This window comes from Methylocystis sp. MJC1, from assembly GCF_026427715.1.
Lineage (GTDB): Bacteria > Pseudomonadota > Alphaproteobacteria > Rhizobiales > Beijerinckiaceae > Methylocystis.
In genome coordinates this window covers 2270488-2293314 of sequence record NZ_CP107558.1, presented here as the reverse complement: position 1 = coordinate 2293314, position 22827 = coordinate 2270488, and the positions used below count along the sequence as shown (strand labels likewise).

The 22827-nt window shown below is 63.8% G+C and carries 21 protein-coding genes; 20 read left to right on the top strand and 1 reads right to left on the bottom strand.

What is annotated here, in order from left to right:
• Positions 1-2: 2 nt before the first annotated feature.
• The 18 genes from OGR47_RS11215 (at position 3) to OGR47_RS11130 (ending at position 19146) form a co-directional block, all read left to right on the top strand.
• On the top strand, positions 3-1061 hold the full coding sequence (locus OGR47_RS11215; protein WP_165049134.1) for an RluA family pseudouridine synthase: 1059 nt from the start codon (positions 3-5) through the stop codon (positions 1059-1061).
• A gap of 150 nt (positions 1062-1211) precedes the next feature.
• On the top strand, positions 1212-2045 hold the full coding sequence (locus OGR47_RS11210) for an ATP12 family chaperone protein (RefSeq protein WP_165049132.1): 834 nt from the start codon (positions 1212-1214) through the stop codon (positions 2043-2045).
• Positions 2046-2218: 173 nt separating this feature from the next.
• Positions 2219-2584 (top strand): NADH-quinone oxidoreductase subunit A, encoded by a 366-nt coding sequence (locus OGR47_RS11205; protein ID WP_165049130.1) that lies wholly within the window; start codon positions 2219-2221, stop codon positions 2582-2584.
• The gene (locus OGR47_RS11200; RefSeq protein WP_165049128.1) at positions 2575-3162 is read left to right on the top strand and encodes a NuoB/complex I 20 kDa subunit family protein; all 588 of its coding nucleotides are present in this window, start codon (positions 2575-2577) and stop codon (positions 3160-3162) included. Before OGR47_RS11205 ends, OGR47_RS11200 begins: the two co-directional genes overlap by 10 nt.
• Before the next feature lie 134 nt (positions 3163-3296).
• Positions 3297-3899: an NADH-quinone oxidoreductase subunit C gene (locus OGR47_RS11195; RefSeq protein ID WP_165049126.1), complete on the top strand. Its 603-nt coding sequence runs from the start codon at positions 3297-3299 to the stop codon at positions 3897-3899.
• A gap of 11 nt (positions 3900-3910) precedes the next feature.
• Positions 3911-5131 (top strand): NADH-quinone oxidoreductase subunit D, encoded by a 1221-nt coding sequence (locus tag OGR47_RS11190; protein ID WP_165049124.1) that lies wholly within the window; start codon positions 3911-3913, stop codon positions 5129-5131.
• Positions 5131-5739 (top strand): NADH-quinone oxidoreductase subunit NuoE, encoded by a 609-nt coding sequence (gene nuoE, locus OGR47_RS11185; protein ID WP_165049122.1) that lies wholly within the window; start codon positions 5131-5133, stop codon positions 5737-5739. The genes OGR47_RS11190 and nuoE overlap by 1 nt, the downstream gene beginning before the upstream one ends.
• Positions 5740-5757: 18 nt before the next feature.
• On the top strand, positions 5758-7062 hold the full coding sequence (gene nuoF / locus OGR47_RS11180; RefSeq protein ID WP_165049120.1) for an NADH-quinone oxidoreductase subunit NuoF: 1305 nt from the start codon (positions 5758-5760) through the stop codon (positions 7060-7062).
• Between the two features lie 37 nt (positions 7063-7099).
• A complete protein-coding gene (nuoG, locus tag OGR47_RS11175) occupies positions 7100-9157 on the top strand; it encodes an NADH-quinone oxidoreductase subunit NuoG (RefSeq protein ID WP_165049118.1) in 2058 nt (685 codons plus the stop codon).
• A gap of 22 nt (positions 9158-9179) precedes the next feature.
• The gene (gene nuoH / locus OGR47_RS11170; RefSeq protein WP_165049209.1) at positions 9180-10214 is read left to right on the top strand and encodes an NADH-quinone oxidoreductase subunit NuoH; all 1035 of its coding nucleotides are present in this window, start codon (positions 9180-9182) and stop codon (positions 10212-10214) included.
• 3 nt (positions 10215-10217) lie between these two features.
• Complete coding sequence (gene nuoI, locus OGR47_RS11165) at positions 10218-10706, top strand: NADH-quinone oxidoreductase subunit NuoI (protein WP_165049116.1); 489 nt, start codon at positions 10218-10220, stop codon at positions 10704-10706.
• Positions 10707-10754: 48 nt separating this feature from the next.
• Positions 10755-11357, top strand: coding sequence for an NADH-quinone oxidoreductase subunit J (locus OGR47_RS11160; RefSeq protein WP_165049114.1), 603 nt, complete (start codon positions 10755-10757; stop codon positions 11355-11357).
• A 12-nt stretch (positions 11358-11369) separates the two neighbouring features.
• Positions 11370-11678, top strand: coding sequence for an NADH-quinone oxidoreductase subunit NuoK (gene nuoK / locus OGR47_RS11155; protein ID WP_036287502.1), 309 nt, complete (start codon positions 11370-11372; stop codon positions 11676-11678).
• Positions 11679-11687: 9 nt separating this feature from the next.
• Positions 11688-13730 carry an NADH-quinone oxidoreductase subunit L gene (gene nuoL, locus OGR47_RS11150; RefSeq protein ID WP_165049111.1) on the top strand — a complete coding sequence of 681 codons (2043 nt, stop codon included), beginning with the start codon at positions 11688-11690 and terminating at the stop codon, positions 13728-13730.
• Positions 13730-15238 carry an NADH-quinone oxidoreductase subunit M gene (locus OGR47_RS11145; protein ID WP_165049109.1) on the top strand — a complete coding sequence of 503 codons (1509 nt, stop codon included), beginning with the start codon at positions 13730-13732 and terminating at the stop codon, positions 15236-15238. The genes nuoL and OGR47_RS11145 overlap by 1 nt, the downstream gene beginning before the upstream one ends.
• A gap of 12 nt (positions 15239-15250) precedes the next feature.
• The gene (nuoN, locus tag OGR47_RS11140) at positions 15251-16687 is read left to right on the top strand and encodes an NADH-quinone oxidoreductase subunit NuoN (protein ID WP_165049107.1); all 1437 of its coding nucleotides are present in this window, start codon (positions 15251-15253) and stop codon (positions 16685-16687) included.
• 12 nt (positions 16688-16699) lie between these two features.
• On the top strand, positions 16700-17473 hold the full coding sequence (locus OGR47_RS11135) for a biotin--[acetyl-CoA-carboxylase] ligase (RefSeq protein ID WP_246729559.1): 774 nt from the start codon (positions 16700-16702) through the stop codon (positions 17471-17473).
• Positions 17470-19146: a ribonuclease J gene (locus tag OGR47_RS11130; protein ID WP_165049105.1), complete on the top strand. Its 1677-nt coding sequence runs from the start codon at positions 17470-17472 to the stop codon at positions 19144-19146. The genes OGR47_RS11135 and OGR47_RS11130 overlap by 4 nt, the downstream gene beginning before the upstream one ends.
• 210 nt (positions 19147-19356) lie before the next feature.
• Here the strand turns inward: OGR47_RS11130 and OGR47_RS11125 are convergent, their stop codons facing one another.
• Positions 19357-20517, bottom strand: coding sequence for a metallophosphoesterase family protein (locus OGR47_RS11125; RefSeq protein WP_165049103.1), 1161 nt, complete (start codon positions 20515-20517; stop codon positions 19357-19359).
• Positions 20518-20646: 129 nt separating this feature from the next.
• Between OGR47_RS11125 and OGR47_RS11120 the strand changes: the two genes are divergently transcribed.
• Both OGR47_RS11120 and OGR47_RS11115 read left to right on the top strand, forming a co-directional pair.
• Entirely contained in the window at positions 20647-21474 is an 828-nt protein-coding gene (locus OGR47_RS11120; RefSeq protein WP_165049101.1) for a carbohydrate kinase family protein, read from the top strand.
• Between the two features lie 28 nt (positions 21475-21502).
• Complete coding sequence (locus OGR47_RS11115) at positions 21503-22744, top strand: DNA cytosine methyltransferase (protein WP_416374412.1); 1242 nt, start codon at positions 21503-21505, stop codon at positions 22742-22744.
• Positions 22745-22827: the final 83 nt, after the last annotated feature.

Genomic DNA, 22827 nt, shown 5'->3' with positions numbered 1-22827 from the left:
GCATGAGCGCGCCGGAAGTGAAAGGCGCCGGCGTGACCACGACCATGGTCACGGAGGATGAAGCCGGGATGCGCGTGGACCGCTGGTTCAAGCGGCGCTACCCGTCGCTCGCGCTCTCCCATCTCGCAAAGATCTGCCGCAAGGGAGAAGTGCGCGTCGACGGCAAGCGCGTCGAGACCTCGACGCGGCTGGAGGAGGGCCAGACGGTCCGCGTGCCGCCGCTCAAGATCGAGGAGCCCGCGAGCCCCGCGGTGAAGCGCGCCAATCCTGAGGACGCGCGGGCGCTCGGCGAGATGACCCTCTTCGAGGACAAGGATCTGATGGTCCTCAACAAGCCCTTCGGTCTCGCGACCCAGGGCGGCTCGGGCCAGAAGCGCCATATCGACGGCATGCTCGAATCGCTCGCAAAGGGCGACACGCGGCCCGTGCTGGTGCATCGCCTCGACCGCGACACCTCCGGCGTGCTGCTCGTCGCCAAGAACCGGCGCATGGCGGCCGACCTCGGTGAAATCTTCCGCTCCAGACAGGCCAAGAAGATCTACTGGGCGCTGGTCGAGGGCGTGCCCAAGCCATCGCAGGGGCGGGTCTCGCTCTATCTTGCGAAGGGCGCAGGGATGGAGAAGACGCGCGGCGCCGGGCGCGATCTCGAAAAAATGCGGGTCGCCAAACATGGCGAGGCCGACGCGCAGCATTCGCTCACCTATTACGCCATTGTCGACAAGGTGGCGCCGCGCTGCGCCTGGCTGTCGATGAAGCCGCTGACCGGCCGCACCCACCAGTTGCGCGCTCACGCCGAGGCGATCGGCCATCCGATCTTCGGCGACCCCAAATATGGCCATCGCCCGGAGGACGAGGTGCGCCGCCGCGATCCGCTGCGGGCCATGCCGGACGGGCTGGAGCGCAAGCTGCATCTCTTGGCTCGGCGCCTCGTGCTGCCGCATCCCAAAGGCGGCGTGCTCGATGTCACCGCGCCTTTGCCAGACCATATGAAGAAGAGCTGGGAACTCTTCGGCTTCGACGCGAAGCAATATGACCCGATCGAGGACGCGCCGGACGCGTGAGGCCCCCTCCCTGTCCCTCCCCCGCTATCGCGGGAGAGGGGACGCTCGCGATCGGCGCTGGTGATCCAGGCCGCAATCTGCTCCCTCTCCCGCGTTAGCGTGGGAGGGTTGGGGAGGGGGTAAGCAGCTCCGACAAACTGGAAAGACCCTATGCCCGACACTCCCACCGGCTTCGACGCCGACTTCTTCGTGCCCGCCACCGAGCGTGACCCCGTGAAAGCCGCGCGTGACCCGGCGCGTCCGCTGCCTAAGCGTTTCTACAAGGAGGCCGCCGTTGGAGAGGCGGAAGGCGGCTTTTCGATCCTGCTCGACGGCCGCTCGGTCAACACCCCCGCCAGGCGGCGTGTCATCGTCCCGTCACGCAAACTCGCCGAGGCGCTCGCGGCGGAATGGGCGGGGCAGGGCGAATATATCGACCCCGCGACAATGCCGCTGACCAAGCTCGTGAATACAGCCCTCGACGGCGTCGCTGCGCAAATGGCGGACGTCGAGGCGGAGCTGGTCAAATACGCCGGCTCCGACATGATCTGCTACCGCGCTGGCGAGCCCGCGGGTCTCGCTGCAGCGCAAAGGGCGGCATGGGACCCTCTGCTCGCCTTCGCCCGCGAGCGGTTCGGCGCGCGGCTGACGCTTGCCGAGGGCGTGATGTTTGCCCCCCAGCCGGAGGAGTCCATCGCAGCGCTCGCCGAGGCCGTGCGCAGCCATGTGGGCGAAGGGGTGGGCGCGCCGCTGCGGCTCGCGGCCCTGCATGTCATGACGACGCTGACCGGATCACTGATTCTCGCGCTTGCCAAGTCTCTGAATCATATCGACCTTGCAGAGGCCTGGGCCGCCGCCCATATCGACGAGGACTTCCAGATGCGGGCCTGGGGCGCGGACGCCGAGGCGCTGGCGCGCCGCGAGGCGCGATTCAAGGAAATGGCGGCGGCCGCCTTTCTGTCCGACTGCGCGACGGAAGGAGCGGCGAATGGGCAGGACGCCTGAAAAGGCGTCTTCTCAAAAGCTTTCCCCTCATAACTTCGCCGCGGCCGTCCTTGTCTCTTGCTTTGCACAAGGCGCTGCGTTACGGAACCCGCGGCCTGGAGCTTTTCCAACTTAGAGCTCCCGAGAAAGCGGCCTTCGCCCCGCCGCAATGTCGGACCGACCGGACACGACTCATGCCGATGCTGCTCGAACAATATATGCCGCTGGCAATCTTCATCGCGCTCTCCGCGATCATCGCCGGCGCGCTGCTCGTCGCGCCCTTCCTCTTCGCCTTCAAGGCGCCGGATCCGGAGAAGCTCTCCGCTTACGAGTGCGGCTTCAATCCGTTCAACGACTCGCGCATGAAATTCGACGTGCGCTTCTATCTCGTGTCGCTGCTCTTCATCGTGTTCGATCTCGAAGTGGCGTTTCTCTTCCCCTGGGCGGTCGCCTTCAAGGACGCCGGGGTCTTCGGTTTCTGGTCGATGATGGTTTTCCTCGGCGTGCTGACCGTCGGCTTCGTCTATGAGTGGCGCAAGGGAGCGCTGGAATGGGATTGATCACGAACCAGGGCCATCAGACGCTGGTGGCGCCGCAGGCCAAGGGACTCATCGATCCGCGCACCGGCAAGCCGGTGGGCTCGGACGATCCCTTCTTCCTGCAGATCAACGAAGAGCTGGCCGACAAGGGCTTCTTCGTCACGGCGACCGACGACGTCATCAATTGGGCGCGCACTGGCTCGCTCATGTGGATGACCTTCGGTCTCGCCTGCTGCGCGGTGGAGATGATTCAGGCGGCCATGCCGCGCTACGATCTCGAGCGCTTCGGCTTCGCGCCGCGCGCCTCGCCGCGCCAGTCGGACTGCATCATCATCGCCGGCACGCTGACGAACAAGATGGCGCCGGCGCTGCGCAAGGTCTATGACCAGATGCCGGAGCCGCGCTACGTCATCTCCATGGGCTCCTGCGCCAATGGCGGCGGCTACTACCACTACTCCTACTCGGTGGTGCGCGGCTGCGACCGCATCATTCCGGTCGACGTCTATGTGCCGGGCTGCCCGCCGTCGGCGGAAGCGCTCGTCTACGGCATGCTGCTGCTGCAGAAAAAGATTCGCCGCACGGGCACGATCGAGCGGTAAGCAAACTGGCAATGGCGCCTGCCGTCATTGCGAGGAGCGAAGCGACGAAGCAATCCAGCGGACTGGATTGCTTCGCTCCGCTCGCAATGACGGAATGTGACGGACGCGCTCGCGTCCTTGAATGGGGTTGACGGATGTCGGCTGAATTGGAAGCTCTCGGCGCGCGGGTCAGCGGCGCTCTTCCCGGCGCGGTGACCGAGGTGAAGCTCGCTTATGGCGAGCTTACGCTCACCATCGCGCGTGATCGCTGGATCGACGTGGCGACCTATCTGCGTGACGATCCCGAGTGCCTCTTCGTCAATTTCATCGATGTGACCGCCGCCGACTATCCGGAGCGCGAGGAGCGTTTCGAGGTCGTGGCGCATTTCCAGTCGCCCAAGCACAATCGCCGCATCCGCATCAAGGCGCTGGTGGCTGAAGACACGCCCATCGCCTCGATCGTCCCGCTGTTTCCCGGCGCCGATTGGTTCGAGCGCGAGACCTATGATCTCTTCGGCGTGATCTTCGCGGGCCATCCGGACCTGCGCCGCATCATGACCGACTATGGCTTCGACGGTCATCCGCTGCGCAAGGACTTCCCCATGTCCGGCTTCGTCGAGGTGCGTTACGACGACGAGCGCAAGCGCGTCGTCTACGAGCCCGTGCGGCTCCAGCAGGAATACCGCAATTTCGATTTCCTCTCGCCGTGGGAGGCCGTGAAATACGACCTTCCTGGCGATGAGAAAGCGAGCAAGTGAGCGCGGCGCAGATGAACGATCAAGCTATCGCCCCCGCGAAGCCCGAATCCCAGGGCCTGCGTAACTTCAACATCAACTTCGGCCCGCAGCATCCGGCGGCGCATGGCGTGCTCCGCCTGATCCTGGAGCTCGACGGCGAAGTGGTAGAGCGCGTCGATCCGCATGTCGGCTTCCTCCATCGCGGCACCGAGAAGCTGATGGAGTCACGCACCTATCTGCAGAACGTGCCTTACTTCGATCGGCTCGATTATTGCGCGCCGATGAATCAGGAGCACGCTTTCTGTCTGGCGATCGAGCGCCTGCTCGGCGTGGAAGTGCCGCGCCGCGGCCAGCTCATCCGCGTTCTCTACGCCGAGATCGGCCGTCTGCTGTCGCATCTCTTGAACGTCACCTCGCAGGCGATGGACGTCGGCGCGCTCACGCCGCCTCTGTGGGGCTATGAGGAGCGCGAGAAGCTCATGGTGTTCTATGAGCGCGCTTCCGGCGCGCGCATGCACGCCAATTATTTCCGTCCGGGCGGCGTCGCGCGCGACCTCCCGGACCAGCTCGTCGAGGACATCGGCGCCTTCTGTGATCCCTTCCTGAAGCTCTGCGACGATCTCGCGGCTCTCTTCATCGAGAACCGCATCTTCAAGCAGCGCAACGTCGACATCGGCGTGATCTCGCTCGAGGACGCCTGGAAGTGGGGCTATTCGGGCGTGATGGTGCGCGGCTCCGGCGCGGCCTGGGATTTGCGCAAGGCGCAGCCCTATGAGTGCTACGAGGAGATGGAGTTCGACATCCCCGTCGGCAAGAACGGCGACTGCTACGACCGCGCGGTGATCCGCATGGAGGAGATGCGGCAGTCGACCTACATCATGAAGCAGTGCGTCGAGAAGCTGCTGCGCGCCGACGGCCGCGGCCCGGTTCTGACGCCGAATCACAAGATCACCCAGCCGTCGCGCGGCGACATGAAGCGCTCGATGGAAGCGCTCATCCATCACTTCAAGCTCTTCACTGAGGGCTTCCATGTCCCGGCCGGTGAAGTTTACGCGGCGGTCGAGGCGCCCAAGGGCGAATTCGGCGTCTATCTGGTGTCGGACGGCGGCGACAAACCCTATCGCTGCAAGATCCGCGCGCCGGGCTTCGCCCATCTCTCGTCCATGGATTTCATGTGTAAGGGCCATATGCTCGCCGACGTCTCGGCGATCCTTGGCTCGCTCGATATCGTCTTCGGGGAGGTCGATCGCTAATGTCCGTCCGTCGTCTCGCCGAGCAGCAGCCCGAGAGCTTCGAGTTCACGCAAGAGAATCTGGCGTGGCTCGAAAAGCAGATCGCCAAATATCCCGACGGCCGTCAGGCCTCGGCGGTCGTGCCCGCTTTGTGGCAGGCGCAGAAGCAGAATAACTACTGGTTGCCGCAGAAGGCGATCGAGAAGGTCGCCGAGATGCTCGGCATGCCGAAGATCCGGGTCCTCGAGGTCGCGACCTTCTACACGATGTTCAACCTGGAGCCGGTTGGGAAATTCTACATCCAGCTCTGCGGCACGACGCCCTGCATGCTCTGCGGCTCGGACGATCTCATCAAGGTGCTGGAGCGCCGGGTGGGTCCGCAGCGCAAGGTGACGGCCGATGGCCTGTTCTCCTGGCTCGAAGTCGAGTGCCTCGGCGCCTGCTGCAACGCGCCCATGGTGCAGATCAACGACGATTACTACGAAGACCTCACGGCCGAGAATTTCGAGAAGCTGCTCGACGATCTCGCCGCCGGCCGTCCGGTGAAAACCGGCTCGCAGAAGGGCCGCGAATCCTCCGAGCCCGAGGGAGGGCTCACGAGCCTCGCCTCGCTCTACGGCCAGAAGTAAGCGGAGGGGAATAGAAACATGCTCTCCGATTCAGACCGCATTTTCACAAATCTTTACGGCCTCGGCGATCGTTCGCTCGCCGGCGCTCGCGCGCGGGGCCAGTGGGACGGCACCAAGGCTTTGCTCGCCAGGGGCCGCGACAAGATCATCGAGGAAGTGAAAGCCTCTGGTCTCCGCGGACGCGGCGGCGCAGGCTTCTCGACGGGCCTCAAATGGTCCTTCATGCCGAAGGAAATCGATCCCAAGCGGCCGCATTACCTCGTCATCAACGCCGACGAATCCGAGCCCGGCACCTGTAAAGACCGCGAGATCATGCGCAACGACCCGCATACGCTGGTCGAAGGCGCTTTGGTCGCGTCTTTCGCGATGGGCGCGCATGCCTGCTACATCTATGTGCGCGGCGAATTCATCGCCGAGCGCATTGCGCTGCAGAAGGCGGTCGACGAAGCCTATGAGGCGAACCTCATAGGCAAGAACAATGTCCATGGCTATCCCTTCGACCTCTACGTCCATCACGGCGCGGGCGCCTATATTTGCGGCGAAGAGACGGCGCTGATCGAGAGCCTCGAAGGCAAGAAGGGCATGCCGCGCCTGAAGCCGCCGTTCCCTGCGAATGTCGGCCTCTATGGCTGTCCGACCACGGTCAATAACGTCGAATCCATCGCCGTCGTTCCGACCATTCTGCGGCGCGGCCCCGCGTGGTTCGCCGGCATCGGCAAGCCCAACAACACGGGCACCAAGCTCTTTTCGATCTCCGGCCACGTCAACCGGCCGTGCAATGTCGAAGAGGCGATGTCCATCTCCTTCCGCGAGCTGATTGATGCGCATTGCGGTGGCATTCGCGGCGGCTGGGACAATCTGCTTGCGGTCATTCCGGGCGGCTCGTCGGTGCGTTGCGTTCCGGCGCATCAGATCATCGACTGTCCGATGGACTTCGACAGCCTCGTCAAGCTCGGCTCCGGCCTCGGCACGGCGGCGGTGATCGTGATGGACAAGTCCACCGACATCATCCGCGCCATCGCCCGCCTCGCTTATTTCTACAAGCACGAGAGCTGCGGCCAATGCACGCCCTGCCGCGAGGGCACGGGCTGGATGTATCGCGTGGTGCAGCGCATGGTCGAAGGCCGCGCGCATAAGCGCGAGATCGATATGCTCTTCGACGTGTCGAAGCAGATCGAGGGTCACACCATTTGCGCGCTCGGCGATGCGGCGGCCTGGCCGATCCAGGGCCTCATCACCCATTTCCGCGAGACAATCGAAGAGCGCATCGACCAATACTCGGCCAATCCGCACCCCGAGCCCATTCGCGAGGCGGCGGAGTGATCATGAACAAGCGCGTTACGACTTCGGAGAGAGCGAAGTGACAAAGATTCTCGTCGATGGCGTCGAGGTGGACGTTCCGGGAGAGTTCACGCTTCTCCAGGCGTGCGAGGAGGCGGGCGCCGAGGTGCCGCGCTTCTGTTATCACGAGCGCCTGTCGATCGCCGGCAATTGCCGCATGTGCCTCGTCGAGGTGAAGGGCGGTCCGCCCAAGCCGCAGGCGTCCTGCGCCATGTCGGTGAAGGACCTGCGTCCGGGCCCGAACGGCGCTCCGCCGGAAGTCTTCACCAAATCTCCGATGGTGAAGAAGGCGCGCGAAGGCGTGATGGAGTTCCTGCTCGTCAACCATCCGCTCGATTGCCCGATCTGCGATCAGGGCGGCGAATGCGATCTGCAGGATCAGGCGCTGGCCTTCGGCGGCGACAGTTCGCGTTATCACGAGAACAAGCGCGCGGTTGAGGACAAATATATCGGCGTCCTCGTCAAGACCGAGATGAATCGCTGCATCCACTGCACGCGCTGCGTCCGCTTCACGGCGGAAGTCGCGGGCACGGGCGACATGGGCGCCATCGGCCGCGGCGAGGATATGGAGATCACCACCTATCTCGAAAGCGCGATGAGCTCGGAGCTGCAGGGTAACGTCGCCGACCTTTGCCCGGTCGGCGCGCTGCTGCCCAAGCCCCAGAGCTTCCGCGCCCGTCCGTGGGAATATCAGAAGACTGAGACGATCGACGTCATGGACGCGCTCGGTTCGGCGATCCGCGTCGACTCGCGCGGTCGCGAGGTCATCCGCATCCTCCCGCGCGTCAATGATGCGGTGAATGAGGAGTGGATCTCCGACAAGGCCCGCCAGATCGTCGACGGCCTCAAGACGCAGCGCCTCGATCGCCCCTATGTGCGCGAGAACGGCCGACTGCGTCCTGCGAGCTGGAAGGAAGCCTTCGAGCTGATCTCCGCCAAGCGCAAGGCGAGCGCGCCGGGCCGCACGGGCGCGATCGTGGGCGACCTCGCCGCGGCGGAAGAGATCTTCGCGCTGAAGCTGCTCATCCAGCAGCTTGGCTCGCCGAATTTCGACTGCCGCCAGGACGGCGCCAAGCTCGATCCGAAATTCGGCCGCGGGTCCTACGTTTTTAATTCGACGATCGCCGGCATCGATCAGGCCGACGCCCTGCTCATCGTCGGCTCCAATCCGCGCAAGGAATCTCCGGTTCTCAACGCCCGCATCCGCAAGCGCTGGCTCAAGGGCGATCTGAAGATTTCGCTCGTCGGTGAGAAGGCTGATCTCACCTACGACTACGACTATCTGGGCGCTGGTCCGGATTCGCTGCTGCGCTTCATCCATGAGGCGAAGCCGGTCGGCAAGCTGCTGGTGATCGTGGGGCAGGGCGCTCTGTCGCGTCCCGATGGCGACGCCGTCCTTGCGCTCTCGGCCCAGGCGGCTCAGAAGCTCAGCGGCGCGGAAGGCTGGAACGGTTTCTCGGTGCTGCATACGGCGGCCTCGCGCGTCGGCGCGCTCGACCTCGGCTTCACGCCGGCTCAGGGCGGCCTCGATGCGCAGGCGATGGCCAAGGCCGGCGCGATGGACCTGCTGTTCCTGCTCGGCGCGGATGAAATCGCGGTCGATCCGGGCGCCTTCGTCGTCTATATCGGCACGCATGGCGACCGTGGCGCGCATCGCGCCGACGTCATTCTGCCAGGCGCCGCCTACACGGAAAAATCCGGTCTCTATGTGAACACCGAGGGCCGCGTGCAGCTTGCCTCGCGCGTCGTCTTCCCGCCGGGCGAGGCCCGCGAGGATTGGGCGATCCTGCGCGCTCTCTCTGCGGTGGTCGGGCATGCGCTGCCCTTCGACTCGCTCGCGCAGTTGCGCAAGAAGCTCATCGAAGCGCATCCGCATTTCGCGCGCGTGGACCAGATCGAGACCGGCAATCCGGGCGATGTCGCCAAGCTCGCCGGCCATGCGGCCGTCGCGATGAAGGACGCCTTCGTCCCCGCGATCGGCGATTTCTACCTCACCAATCCGATCGCGCGCGCCTCGGCGGTCATGGCGGATTGTTCGGCTCTCGCGCAGGGCCGGCAGGCCCAAGCGGCGGAATAGGAGCGAAGACGTGAGCGATTGGATGAACGCCATCACTGCCTATCTCGCCGAGAGCCCGATTCTGCTCGCGCTCATCAAGAGCGTGCTCATCGCGGTCGTGCTCTTGATCTATGTCGCCTATGTCATTCTCGCCGACCGCAAGATCTGGGCGGCGGTGCAGTTGCGTCGCGGCCCGAACGTCGTCGGTCCCTGGGGCTTGCTGCAGAGCTTCGCGGATTTCATCAAATTCGCGCTCAAGGAGCCGGTGATCCCGGACACGGCGAATAAGGGCGTGTTCCTGTTCGCGCCCTTCATCATGGCGACGCTGTCCATCGCCGCCTGGGCGGTTATCCCCGTGTCGGACGGCGGCTGGGTCGTCGGCGACATCAATGTCGGCATCCTTTACATTTTCGCGCTGTCGTCGCTCGGCGTCTATGGCGTGATCATGGGCGGCTGGGCGTCGAACTCGAAGTATCCCTTCCTTTCGGCGCTGCGCTCCGCCGCGCAAATGGTGTCCTACGAAGTCTCGATCGGCTTCGTCATCATCACCGTGCTGCTCTGCGCCGGTTCGCTGAACCTGACCGACATCGTCCGCTCGCAGGATACGTCCTACGGAATGGCCGGCTGGTATTGGCTGCGCCTCTTCCCGATGTTCATCATCTTCTTCGTCTCGGCGCTTGCTGAAACGAACCGCCCGCCTTTCGATCTCGTCGAAGCCGAGTCGGAGCTCGTCGCGGGCTTCATGATCGAATATTCGGCGACGCCTTACGTGCTGTTCATGCTCGCCGAATATGTGGCGATCGTGACCATGTGCGCGCTGCTGACGATCCTCTTCTTCGGAGGCTGGCTGCCGCCGGTGAACATCGCGCCTTTCACCCTCGTGCCGGGCGTGATCTGGTTCATCCTGAAGGTCAGCTTCTTCTTCTTCTTCTTCGCCATGGTGAAGGCTTTCGTGCCGCGTTACCGGTACGATCAGCTGATGCGTCTCGGCTGGAAAGTATTCCTGCCGATCTCGCTCGTCATGGTCATCGTCGTCGCTGCGGCCCTTCAATTCGGCCCCGGCCTGATCGCGAGCTAAGTCATGAGATTGGACACAGCCGCAAAGTCGCTCTTCCTCTCCGAGTTCGTCGGCGCCTTCCTGCTGTCGATGCGCTACTTCTTCAAGCCGAAGGCGACCATCAACTATCCGCACGAGCGCAACCCGATTTCGCCGCGCTTCCGCGGCGAGCACGCGCTGCGCCGTTACCCCAATGGCGAAGAGCGCTGCATCGCCTGCAAGCTCTGCGAGGCGATCTGCCCCGCGCAGGCCATCACCATCGAAGCCGGCCCGCGCCGCAACGACGGCACCCGCCGCACGACGCGCTACGACATCGACATGGTGAAGTGCATCTATTGCGGCTTCTGCCAGGAAGCCTGCCCGGTCGACGCCATCGTCGAGGGGCCGAACCAGGAATTCGCGACCGAAACGCGCGAGGAGCTCTACTACACCAAGGAGCGCCTGCTCGAGAACGGCGCAAGGTGGGAACGCGAGCTCGCGCGCAACATCGCGCTGGACGCGCCCTACCGGTAAGGAACGATACGAGCCGCCGCGCGCGGCTCATGATGAGAGGATGAGGCCGTGGCGGCTGTATTTTTCTACCTCTTCGCGACGATCATGATCGCGTCGGCCTGCGTGGTGATCTTCGCCCGCAATCCGGTGATTTCGGTGCTGTTCCTGATCCTCGCCTTCTGCAACGGCGCGGGGCTCTTCCTGCTGTCGGGCGCCGAATTCCTCGCGATGCTGCTGATCGTGGTCTATGTCGGCGCCGTGGCGGTGCTCTTCCTCTTCGTCGTCATGATGCTCGACGTCGACTTCGCCGAGTTGAAGCAGGGCTTCTCGAAATATCTCCCGGTCGGCGCCGCCGTCGGCGTGGTCGTGCTCGCCGAGCTCGGCATGGTCGCCGTGGGCTGGCAGCCCTCGAGCGCCTCGAAAACTCTCCTCGAGACGCCGATCGCCGCCAATGTCTCGAACACCGCCGCGCTGGGGCAGGTGCTCTACACCAAATATGTGATCTTCTTCCAGGCGTCGGCGCTGGTGCTGCTCACCGCAATGATCGGCGCGATCGTGCTGACGCTGCATCACAAGCCGAACGTCAAGCGGCAGAACATCGCCACGCAAAACGCGCGCAACGCCAAGAATGTCATCGAAGTCAAGAAGGTTCCGTTCCGGACGGGCGTCTAACGAGGAAAGAGCATGACCATCGGCCTTACCCATTACCTGGTCGTCGCCGCGATCCTGTTCACGCTCGGCGTCGCGGGCATCATTCTCAACCGCAAGAACATCATCGTCATTCTGATGTCGGTGGAGCTGATCCTCTTGTCGGTGAATCTGAATTTCGTGGCTTTTTCGCAGTCGCTCGGCGACCTCGTCGGCCAGGTGTTCGCGCTCTTCGTGCTCACCGTGGCGGCGGCGGAGGCCGCGATCGGCCTCGCGATCCTCGTCGCCTTCTATCGCAACCGCGGCACCATCGCGGTCGAAGACATCAATTCCTTGAAGGGCTGATCTAGAGCGATGATCCAAGCAATCGTCTTCCTGCCGCTGCTCGGCTTCCTGATCGCCGGCGCCTTCGGGCGCAAGATCGGGCCGCGCCCTTCGGAGCTCGTCACCACGGGCTTGCTGCTCGCCTCCGCGGCGATGTCGTGGATCACCTTCTTCGACGTTGCGCTTGGCCATAATCACGGCTTCACGCCGGTGCTCGCTAATTGGATGACGGTCGGGGCGCTGAAGGTCGATTGGGCGTTGCGCGTCGATACGCTGACGGCGGTGATGCTGGTCGTCGTGACGACCGTGTCGAGCCTCGTGCATCTCTACTCGATCGGCTATATGCACGAGGACCCGTCGCGTCCGCGCTTCTTCGCCTATCTGTCGCTCTTCACCTTTGCCATGCTGACGCTGGTGACGGCCGACAATCTCGTGCAGATGTTCTTCGGCTGGGAGGGCGTCGGTCTCGCGTCCTATCTGCTGATCGGTTTCTGGTACGAGAAGCCCTCCGCTTGCGCGGCCGCCATCAAGGCCTTTGTGGTCAACCGCGTGGGCGACTTCGGCTTCGCGCTCGGCATCTTCCTTATCTTCCAGCTGACCCAGTCGCTGACCTTCAACGAGGTCTTCGCCGCCGTTCCAGGGCTCGCTGGCAAGCCGATCCATGTGTTCGGTCTCGATGTCGATGCGCTGACGATCGCCGCTTTCCTTCTCTTCATCGGCGCGATGGGCAAGTCGGCGCAGTTCTTCCTGCACACCTGGCTGCCAGACGCCATGGAAGGCCCCACGCCGGTTTCCGCGCTCATCCACGCCGCCACCATGGTCACTGCCGGCGTGTTCATGGTCGCGCGCCTGTCGCCGATCTTCGAGCATGCGCCGGCCGCACTTGAGTTCGTCACGGTCATCGGCGCCGTCACCGCCTTCTTCGCCGCGACGGTTGGCCTGGTCCAGAACGACATCAAGCGCGTCATCGCTTATTCGACCTGTTCGCAGCTCGGCTATATGTTCGTCGCCGAGGGCGTCGGCGCCTATTCGCTCGGCGTGTTTCACCTCTTCACGCACGCCTTCTTCAAGGCGCTGCTCTTCTTGGGCGCCGGCTCGGTCATCCATGCGATGCATCACGAGCAGGACATGCGCAACATGGGCGGGCTGCGGAAGGACATTCCCTTCACCTTCGCCATGATGACCATCGGCACGCTGGCGCTGACGGGCTTCCCCATGACCGCGGGCTACTTCTCCAAGGACGGGATCATCGAGGCGGCCTTCGCGGCGAGCGGGCACAGCACGGCGGCGCTGCTCGGTTTTGTCTCGACGGTGGTCGCCGCCGGTCTGACGTCCTTCTATTCCTGGCGCCTGGTGTTCATGACCTTCTTCGGTCATCGCCCGGGGCATGAGGTTCCGCATAATCACACGCATGACGAGCCGACCGCCGACGAACTGGCACACGCCGCCGCACTCGACGACCACGGTCATGCGCATGGTCACGACGATCACGCGCATGGTCATCATGCGCCGCATGAGTCGCCGATCGTCATGCTGATCCCGCTCGCCGTTCTCGCGGTCGGGGCCATTGGCGCGGGCTTCATCTTCGAGCCTTACTTCGCCGGCCACGCCTATGACGAGTTCTGGAAGGGCGCGCTGTTCACGGGCGAGCACAATGAGGTGCTGCACGAGATGCACAACATCCCTGCTTGGGCCGGCTATGCGCCCACGGCAATGATGGTTCTGGGCTTCGTCGTGTCTCTCTACGTCTATGTGCTGAAGCCCGGCACCGCGCAGCAACTGGCGGGCGCCTTCCCGCGCCTCTACCAGTTCCTGCTCAACAAGTGGTATTTCGACGAGCTCTATGACGCCATCTTCGTGAAGCCGGCCTTTGTGATCGGTCGCCTGTTCTGGAAGGGCGGCGACGGCGCCATCATCGACGGGCTCGGGCCCGACGGCGTGGCCGCCCGCGTCGCCGACGGCGCCAAGATCGCCGTCCGCCTGCAGACCGGCTACATCTACAACTACGCCTTCGCCATGCTCATCGGCGTCGCCGCTATCGTCACTTATTTCGTCGCCGGAGGGCTGCGCTGATGTTCGGGTTCGGCATTCTTACCGGCCTTACGTTTCTACCGCTGGTGGGCGCAGCCTTTCTGCTGACGCAGAAGGGCGACGACGAGGCGAGCCTGCGCAACATCCGCTGGGCGACGCTGCTGACGACGCTCGTCACCTTTGCCCTGTCGCTCTACATTTGGGCGGGCTTCGACACCTCGAACCCGGGCTTTCAGTTCGTCGAGGAGAAGAACTGGTTCGGCTCGGGCCTGATCTACAAGCTCGGCGTCGACGGCATTTCGATGCCGCTCGTCCTGCTGACCACCTTCATCATGCCCTTCTCGATCCTGGCTTCCTTCGAGTCGGTCACGAAGCGGGTGCGGGAATATATGATCGCCTTCCTCGTGCTCGAGACGCTGATGATCGGCGTCTTCAGCGCGCTGGACCTCGTGCTCTTCTATCTCTTCTTCGAGGGCGGCCTCATTCCGATGTTCCTCATCATCGGCATTTGGGGCGGCAAGCGGCGCGTCTACGCGAGCTTCAAATTCTTCCTCTACACGCTCGCCGGTTCGCTGCTGATGCTGGTCGCGATCCTCGCGATGTATAATCACGCGCATACGACCGACATCACGGTTCTGCTGAAGACCGATTTCCCGAAGAATATGCAGACCTGGCTGTGGCTGGCCTTCTTCGCCTCCTTCGCGGTGAAGATGCCGATGTGGCCGGTGCATACTTGGCTGCCTGACGCCCACGTCGAGGCGCCGACGGCGGGGTCGGTCATTCTGGCGGCGATCCTCCTGAAAATGGGCGGCTACGGCTTCATCCGCTTCTCGCTGCCGATGTTCCCGGACGCTTCGGTCTATTTCGCGCCGCTCATCTACGCGATGTCGATCATCGCCATTATCTACACCTCGCTCGTCGCGCTGGTGCAGGAGGACATCAAGAAGCTCATCGCTTATTCCTCCGTCGCGCACATGGGCTATGTGACGATGGGCCTCTTCACGCTGAACCCGCAGGGCGTGCAGGGCGCAATGTTCCAGATGATCTCGCACGGCCTGGTCGCGGGCGCGCTCTTCCTCTGCGTCGGCGTCATCTACGATCGCATGCATACGCGCGAGATTGCGGCTTATGGTGGCATCGTGAACCGCATGCCGGTCTATGCCTTCGTGTTCATGCTGTTCACCATGGCCAATGTCGGCCTGCCGGGCACGACGGGCTTCATCGGCGAATTCCTGACGCTCGCCGGAGCCTTCAAGGCCAATAGCTGGGTGGCGCTCTTCGCGGCGACCGGCGTGATCTTCTCGGCGGCCTATGCGCTCTATCTTTATCGCCGCGTGGTCTTCGGGGCGCTGGAGAAGGCGAGCCTGAAAGATCTCGTCGATCTGTCGCCGCGCGAGATGCTGATCTTTGCGCCGCTGATCGCGCTGACGATCTATTACGGCGTGCTGCCGGGGCAGATTCTCGCCTCGACGCAGGCCTCGGTCGATCATCTCATTCAATCCCATACGGCGCTGCTCGACGCGGTGAAGCTCGCCGCCGCCGGCCACTGACGGACTGTTCATATGCCCTTCTTCGCAGAACTCACGCATCACTTCCTTCCCGAGGTCATCCTGGCCGTCGGCGTGATGCTGTTGATCCTGATCGGCGCCTTTCGCGGCGAGAAGGGTTTCAGCCTCGTCGACGAGATGGCCGTCGGCATCCTCGGCCTCGCCGTTGTTGTCATCCTCTTGTCGAGCAAGCAGGTGGACGTGACCGTCTTCGACGGCGCCTTCATCGACGACGCCTTCTCGCGCTTCCTGAAGGTCCTCACGCTCGTCGGCGCCATGGCGTCGATCCTGCTCTCGGTCGATTGGCTGCAGCGCAACGGGCTCGAGAAGTTCGAATATCCCGTGCTCGTCATGCTCTCGACGCTGGGTATGATGCTGCTGATCTCCGCCGACAATCTGATCGCGCTCTATCTCGGGCTCGAGCTGATGTCGCTGGCCCTTTACGTCATGGCCGCCTTCGCGCGCGACGACGGACGGGCGTCGGAAGCGGGCCTCAAATATTTCGTGCTCGGCGCTTTGTCGTCCGGCATGATGCTCTACGGCTCGTCGCTGCTCTATGGCTTCTCCGGCACGGTGTCTTTCGCCGGCATCGCTCAGGCCGTCACCGAGCAGCCGCCGGTCGGCGTGATCTTCGGCCTCGTCTTCGTCCTGGCCGGCCTCGCGTTCAAGATTTCGGCCGCGCCTTTCCATATGTGGACGCCGGACGTCTATGAGGGGGCCCCGACCCCGGTCACGACCTTCTTCGCGTCTTCGGCCAAAATGGCGGCCTTCGCCATCACCGCCCGCTTCGTGATAACGGCCTTCCCGGCGATCACGACGCAGTGGCGCCAGATCATCATCTTCCTCGCCATCGCCTCGACGCTGCTCGGCTCCTTCGCCGCGATCGGCCAGAGCAACATCAAGCGTCTGATGGCCTATTCGTCGATTGGCCACATGGGCTTCGCGCTGATCGGTCTTGCGGCCGGCAGTGAAGCGGGCGTCAAGGGCGTGATCGTGTATCTCTCGGTCTATCTCGTGATGACGCTAGGCTCCTTCGCCGCGATCCTCGCGATGCGGATCAACGGCCGGAACGTCGAGAACATCTCCGATCTCGCGGGTCTGTCGCGCACCAACGGCCTGATGGCCTTCTTCTTCGCGATGCTGATGTTTTCGCTTGCCGGCATCCCGCCGCTCGCCGGCTTCTTCGCGAAATATTATGTGTTCCTTGCGGCAGTCGACGCGGGTCTCTACCCGCTCGCCGTCGTCGGCGTGCTGACCTCCGCGGTTGCGGCCTTCTACTATCTGCGGATCGTGAAGGTCATCTATTTCGACGAGCCGGCCCCCGGTTTCGACCGCTCGCCGCTCGCAGTCCGCGCGGTGCTCGCGCTGTCGAGCATCGCGGTGCTCGGCTTCTGGGTCTATCCGGCGCCGATCATGGATGCGGCCACCGCCGCCGCAAAGTCTCTCTTCTAAAAGGTCGTGCGCGTGCAGTTAGGATCGATTGCGCGCGCACGGGGCGTCCGCCTTTTATCGCTGGAAGACATCGACTCGACCAATGACGAGGCGCGGCGGCTGATCGAGACGGGCGAACGCGGCCCGCTCTGGATCATCGCGGCCCGCCAGACGAAAGGGCGCGGGCGCCTCGGGCGGGAGTGGGTTTCTCCCACTGGCAATTTCTACGCGAGCTTCGTCTTCGGCGACTTTGCAGAGGTCCGCGTCGCGCCGGAGCTCGGCTTTGTGGCAGGCGTCGCAGCGATGCGCGCCTTGCGCGCGACGGGCGGCGAGAGCGCGTTCCAGCTCAAATGGCCGAATGATCTTTTGCTCGACGGCGCGAAGCTCGGCGGCATCCTCCTCGAATGCGTTAATTCGGCCTCGACGCCGGTTGCAATTATCGGCGTCGGGGTGAACATTGTCGCGGCACCGACGGACTTACCCTATCCGGCGCGCGCGCTGGCCGAGACCGGCAGGTCTCCCTCGCGCGAGAGCTTCTTCGAAAGGTTTTCAGACGAAATGGCCGAGGCGCTCGATCTTTGGCGCGGCGGGGAGGGTTTTCCCCGTATTCGTGAGGAGTGGCTCGGCTCGGCGGCGGGGCTTGGTCAGGAAATTCGCGTGGTCTTGAGCGGGGAAACGGTCGAGGGTCGCTTCGAGACGATCGATTCCGTCGGGCGGCTGGTGTTGCAAACGGATACGACGAGACGCAGCATCGAAGCCGGCGACGTTCTCATCGGCCCGCGCGCCGCCGCGAGGACGCAGCCATGACGGGGGCGCGGCCGGACGTCGACTTTGTCTTCGCGCCTTTCGGCGGGCTCGGCGAGATCGGGATGAATCTCGCGCTCTACGGCTATGGTCCGCCGCGCGCGCGCAAATGGCTGATGGTCGATTGCGGTCTCGGCTTTCCAGGCTCCGATCTTCCGGGCATCGACGTCGTCTTTCCGGATATCGCCTTCGTCGAGAAGATAGCCAAGGATGTCGTCGCGATCTGCATCACCCATGCGCATGAGGATCATATCGGCGCGCTGGCGACCCTTTGGCCGAAGCTCAAGTGCAAGGTCTTTGCGACGCCTTTTGCTGCGGGGCTCCTGGAGGTCAAGCGCCTCAACGAGCCGGGCGCGCCCAATATCGACATCAAGACCGTCCGGGCGGGCACAGTCCTCGACCTCGACCCCTTTACCGTCGAATATATCGCCGTGGCGCATTCGATACCCGAGGCCAATGCGCTTGCCATCAAGACGCCGCTCGGCGCGGCGCTGCACACCGGCGACTGGAAAATCGATCCTGAGCCGGGCGTCGGCAATCGTATCGATGAGGCGCGGCTGCGTGCGCTCGGCGACGAGGGCCTGGACGTTCTGATCTGCGACTCGACAAACATTCTGCGCGAGGGCGACAGCTTTTCCGAAAGCGACGTTGCGCGCGTATTGCAGCCGCTTATCGCCGAGGCGACCGGACGTGTTCTGGTAACGACCTTCGCGTCCAATGTGGCGCGGCTTCGCGCAATTGCCGAAGCAGCCCTGGCCTGCGGCCGCACGGTGGTCGTCGCCGGGCGCGCGATGGATCGCGTGGTTCAGGTCGCGCGCGACTGCGGTTATCTCGAGGGGCTTCCGGGCTTCCATTCCCCGGAGATGCTGCCCAATCTGCCTCGCGACAAAACCGTTGTTATCGCAACGGGCAGCCAGGGCGAGCCGCGTGCGGCCATGATGCGCGCCTCGCAGAACGACCATCCAGCAATCAAGCTCGTGGCGGGCGATCGGGTGATCTTCTCCTCCCGCGCCATTCCGGGCAACGCCCGCGAGGTGCATCGCGTCATCAACAACCTCTGCAATCTCGGCGTCGAGGTGATTACCGACCACGACCATCTCGTGCATTGCTCCGGCCATCCGCGGCGCGGCGAAGTTGCGCAAATGTATGATTGGGTGCGGCCGAAAAGCGCCGTTCCCGTGCATGGTGAGGCGCATCATCTCACGCAGCATGTGGCTTTCGCGAAGTCGCGCGGCGTCGAACATGCGCTTTCTGCACGCGATGGCGACATGGTGCGGCTGCTTCCCGGCCCGCCCGCCATTATCGATCGCTTGCCGCATGGCCGGCTGCTGAAGGATGGCGACGTCGTGCTCAGCGAGGATGACGGCACCGTGCGCGAGCGCGGCAAGCTTGCCTTCGCCGGCGTCGTTTCCATTGCGCTGGCGGTGGACAAGAAGGGCGACCTCTCCGGCGATCCCGACGTCGTTTTTGCTGGAGTGCCGAAGAAGGGCAAGTTCGGCGAGGATATGGGCGAGGTGATCGACGAGGCGCTGTTTGCGACCTTTGACGGCCTGCCGCGCGCGCGCCGGCGCGATCCCGACACAGTGTCGAACGCCATCGAGCGCTCGGTGCGGGGGGCCATTTATTCGGTCTGGGGAAAGAAGCCCATCGTGCATGTGATGGTCGTGGCGGCGTAGGCTAATAAGTAACTTTGGTCATTCCCGTCCGGCCGAAGGGCCGACCGTGAAATCCATTGTGATCGCCTCCGTCATTGCGAGGACAAAGCGACGAAGCAATGCAGAGCCACGCCATGGCCCTGGATTGCTTCGCTTCGCTCGCAATGACGTCTGGATTTCGGAAATCACTTCGCTGGCGCTAGGCCTTGGGATTGACAGCGTGACACGGCGTCATCGGGGCGTCTTCGGCATTTCGGCGCTTCGAATCGTCACTGAATCCCACGGCTCGCGAGCAATCGCCGGCGGATCGTCGAAAGACACCGGGAAGTAATCCACCGTGAGGCGGTCCGAACCCGCCGTCACGCGCAGGAAACCGGCGTTCATCACATCATAGCTTTCGAGCCGAACTCTCGGCAGCGCCGTCTGAAAGGGAAGGCGGTCGATAACGAGGCCTCTCTGCAGCTTGTGGAGCGAACGGGAGGAATTCGCGAAGCCGCCATTGCCGGCTACGACATAAGGCAGCGACTTTCCAGAAAGATTGCGGGAGAATCTCTGATAAGCGTGGACATGCCCGGAAAGGACGAGGTCGGGCGTGCGGCCACTTTCGCGGAAGGCCGCGTCCATCGCCGACATGATTTCCACATAGCCGCCGTGCGTCTCGTCGAGGGAGAAGCACGGGTGATGCGCCGCGACGATGAGCCATTTATCGGGCGGCGCCGATCGTAGTTGCTCGACGAACCACGCTTGCTGCCGGCTTTCGCGGCGTCGATCCAATTGACCGTCAATGTTCGAATAGAGCCCGATGATATGGACGAAAGGCGCTTCGAGCCGCCAATAGCAATAGGGCTGCGTCATCGTCGAGCGGTGCTTGAAAAGCCGCCTCGGCGAGGGGCTGCAAAAATTCTGCATGAAGCCGAGAAGCGACGTCTCGCCCTCCAGCCCGCAGCGCGTTTCCTCTGTGGTCTCGCCGTCGTGATTTCCGGGGATCGCGAAAATGGGAGCGTCGTAATATTGGTAGGGCTCGTAGAACTGGGCGACATATTGGCTGCTTTGGCCGCTCAGATAGACGACGTCGCCGAGATGGAACAGGAATCTCGGCCGCTCGTTTGCATCTGCATTGGTGATTTGCTCCTGCATCGCGGCCGCGACGGCGTTCTGCGTTTCGGCGCCGTGGATGCCGCCGGTATCGCCAAGCGCGTGGAACGCTAACGCGCCCGCCTGTTCCGCTTCCTCGGTCACGCGGGGAAGAATCGTCTCCAATGACAGGCTGAAATTCGCTTCGGGGGCCGGCGGCAGCGGGTGGAAGCGCGGGTCGTCGGGAAAATTCGTTACAGGGTGACCGATCTCGGGCGCCGCCTTTGCGAAAGCTGAACCCTTACCCTTTGCTTCCACGACCGAATCTCCACGTGAGGGCAACGGCCGGAAGATGGGGCGTAAAGACGACGCCAGCGAGACATCGGTGGCGTCGGATGCTTCGGCGCTGTATTTGCCACCACGAGATTCGGAGAGGCGGGGTCGAAGATGCGGGGATGCGTTTGTTGCCTGGGGAGCATCAACGTCGACGTCACCCTGCGGCTCGACCGTCTTCCCGATCAGCATGAGAAGATCATGGCCAAAGAGACCGCTGTCGGGGGCGGCGGCTCGGCGGCCAACACGGCTGTCTGGATTGCGCGCCAGGGCGTGAGCGTGCGCATGCTCGGCTGGGTCGGAGATGATCCGCTCGGCGCACTCGCGCTGCGCGAACTCCAACTCAATGGGGTCGATACGCAAGGCGTCAAAGCGCTGGCAGCGCCGTCGCCGCTCGCCATTTGCCTCGCGACGCCACAGGACAAGCGGATCATCACGAGCCCGATCATCGATGCGCCATGGACGCCTTATGACATTGGCGAACTCGGCCCTGACGTCGATTGGCTGCATACGACCGTCTGCGACGCCGCCTTTCTGCGGCAAGCTAGACGCGCGGGCGGAAGGCCGATCCTCTCGCTCGAACTGGACGGCCGTTACGATCCGGCTTTTGCTTTTGCAGCGGATTATCTCTTCACCAATTGCGACGAGCTGGCCCGGGTCGTGGATACGAGCGATCCGATCCACTTCCTCGCCGAGAGGCATGGTGACGGCCACGCAATCTGGTTCGTCACAAGGGGCGAGGAAGGCGCGACCGTGATCGGCGGCGGACAGGTCGAGACGGTGAATGCGACGCCCGTCGAAGCAATCGACCGCACCGGCGGCGGCGACGCTTTCAACGCCGGCGTCATCGCCGCTCTGCTGTCGGGCGCCGATCCGCAATCGGCCGCGGCGGCGGGGCTGCGGCTCGCTGCCCAGGCCATCAGCCGCCTCGGCGCTCGCTAGGCTCGGACGGACAAGGTAAGCTGCTCATATGACGCGCGAGTCGGGCATGAGCCGCAAGCCGAGCTTCTATGAATTCTTCGCTGGCGGCGGCATGGCGCGCGCGGGGCTGGGCGAGGGCTGGACATGCGTCTTCGCTAATGACTTTGACGCCAAGAAAGCTGAAAGCTACCGGCGCAATTGGGGCGGCGACGGACTCTGTGTCGGCGACGTCGTGAAGGTGACGACCGCGCAATTGCCGGGCCGTGCCGATCTCGTCTGGGCGTCCTTTCCCTGCCAGGATTTGTCGCTCGCCGGGGCAGGGGCGGGGCTCGAGGGGAAGCGTTCGGGAACCTTCTGGTCCTTCTGGTCGCTGATGAAGGCGTTGCGCGCCGAGGGCAGGGCGCCGGCGACGATCGTTCTCGAAAATGTCTGCGGCGCGCTGACCTCCCATGGCGGCAAGGATTTCGAGTCGATCTGCAAGGCGCTCGCGGGCGAGGGCTATCGCTTCGGCTCGCTCGTGATCGACGCCGCGCTGTTTCTGCCGCAGTCGCGGCCGAGATTGTTCATCGTGGCCGTGCGGGAGGATATGGCGGTTTCCAGCGCCCTCACAATCCGTCATTGCGAGGAGGCAAAGCCGACGAAGCAATCCAGCAACCACGGCGCGGCCCTGGATTGCTTCGCTTCGCTCGCAATGATGGAGAGCCCGCCCTTTTTCACGCGCACATTGATCGCCGCCTTCGAGCGCTTGCCGGTTGCTCTGCAGGCCAAATGGCTTTGGTGGCGGCTGCCTGAACCGCTGACGCGCAACGCCACCTTGTCCCAGATTGTAGAGGATGCGCCGCTCGATGTGGCGTGGCATACGCCGGAAGAGACGCGGCGTCTGATCGGCATGATGAGCAAGGCCAATCTTGCGAAAGTGGAGGAGGTGAGACTTGCCGGCCGCAAAATCGTCGGCACGCTCTACCGCCGCACGCGCTACGAGAACGGCGCCAAAATCCAGCGGGCCGAAGCGCGTTTCGATGACGTCGCCGGCTGTCTGCGCACGCCGGCCGGCGGCTCGAGCCGCCAATTCGTGCTGGTGGTCGAGAAGGGCTTGGTGCGCTCGCGGCTGATGTCGGCGCGAGAGACGGCGCGGCTGATGGGTCTGCCGGATGATTATGTGCTGCCGCAGAAGTATAACGAGGCTTATCATCTGACGGGCGACGGCGTTGTCGCGCCGGTGGTCCGACACATAGCGGCGCATCTCATCGAGCCGCTGCTGAATGCGGGCGTTTTGCGGGAAGCGGCGTGACCCCCCTCACGATCAGCAGCGCTGATGAAGGCGGGAGACTGCTCCCTCTCCCGCGAAGCGGGGGAGGGTTGGGGAGGGGGCCT

What these genes read in the sequence shown, in the direction of transcription:
- OGR47_RS11120 (WP_165049101.1), top strand. Translation starts at nt 20,647, where the DNA reads ATGCGGGGATGCGTTTGTTGCCTGGGGAGCATCAACGTCGACGTCACC.
- nuoI (WP_165049116.1), top strand. Translation starts at nt 10,218, where the DNA reads ATGAGATTGGACACAGCCGCAAAGTCGCTCTTCCTCTCCGAGTTCGTC.
- OGR47_RS11190 (WP_165049124.1), top strand. Translation starts at nt 3,911, where the DNA reads ATGAACGATCAAGCTATCGCCCCCGCGAAGCCCGAATCCCAGGGCCTG.
- OGR47_RS11205 (WP_165049130.1), top strand. Translation starts at nt 2,219, where the DNA reads ATGCCGATGCTGCTCGAACAATATATGCCGCTGGCAATCTTCATCGCG.
- OGR47_RS11195 (WP_165049126.1), top strand. Translation starts at nt 3,297, where the DNA reads ATGTCGGCTGAATTGGAAGCTCTCGGCGCGCGGGTCAGCGGCGCTCTT.
- OGR47_RS11145 (WP_165049109.1), top strand. Translation starts at nt 13,730, where the DNA reads ATGTTCGGGTTCGGCATTCTTACCGGCCTTACGTTTCTACCGCTGGTG.
- nuoH (WP_165049209.1), top strand. Translation starts at nt 9,180, where the DNA reads ATGAACGCCATCACTGCCTATCTCGCCGAGAGCCCGATTCTGCTCGCG.
- OGR47_RS11210 (WP_165049132.1), top strand. Translation starts at nt 1,212, where the DNA reads ATGCCCGACACTCCCACCGGCTTCGACGCCGACTTCTTCGTGCCCGCC.
- OGR47_RS11130 (WP_165049105.1), top strand. Translation starts at nt 17,470, where the DNA reads ATGACGGGGGCGCGGCCGGACGTCGACTTTGTCTTCGCGCCTTTCGGC.
- nuoN (WP_165049107.1), top strand. Translation starts at nt 15,251, where the DNA reads ATGCCCTTCTTCGCAGAACTCACGCATCACTTCCTTCCCGAGGTCATC.
- nuoK (WP_036287502.1), top strand. Translation starts at nt 11,370, where the DNA reads ATGACCATCGGCCTTACCCATTACCTGGTCGTCGCCGCGATCCTGTTC.
- nuoL (WP_165049111.1), top strand. Translation starts at nt 11,688, where the DNA reads ATGATCCAAGCAATCGTCTTCCTGCCGCTGCTCGGCTTCCTGATCGCC.
- OGR47_RS11115 (WP_416374412.1), top strand. Translation starts at nt 21,503, where the DNA reads ATGACGCGCGAGTCGGGCATGAGCCGCAAGCCGAGCTTCTATGAATTC.
- OGR47_RS11200 (WP_165049128.1), top strand. Translation starts at nt 2,575, where the DNA reads ATGGGATTGATCACGAACCAGGGCCATCAGACGCTGGTGGCGCCGCAG.
- OGR47_RS11215 (WP_165049134.1), top strand. Translation starts at nt 3, where the DNA reads ATGAGCGCGCCGGAAGTGAAAGGCGCCGGCGTGACCACGACCATGGTC.
- nuoF (WP_165049120.1), top strand. Translation starts at nt 5,758, where the DNA reads ATGCTCTCCGATTCAGACCGCATTTTCACAAATCTTTACGGCCTCGGC.
- nuoE (WP_165049122.1), top strand. Translation starts at nt 5,131, where the DNA reads ATGTCCGTCCGTCGTCTCGCCGAGCAGCAGCCCGAGAGCTTCGAGTTC.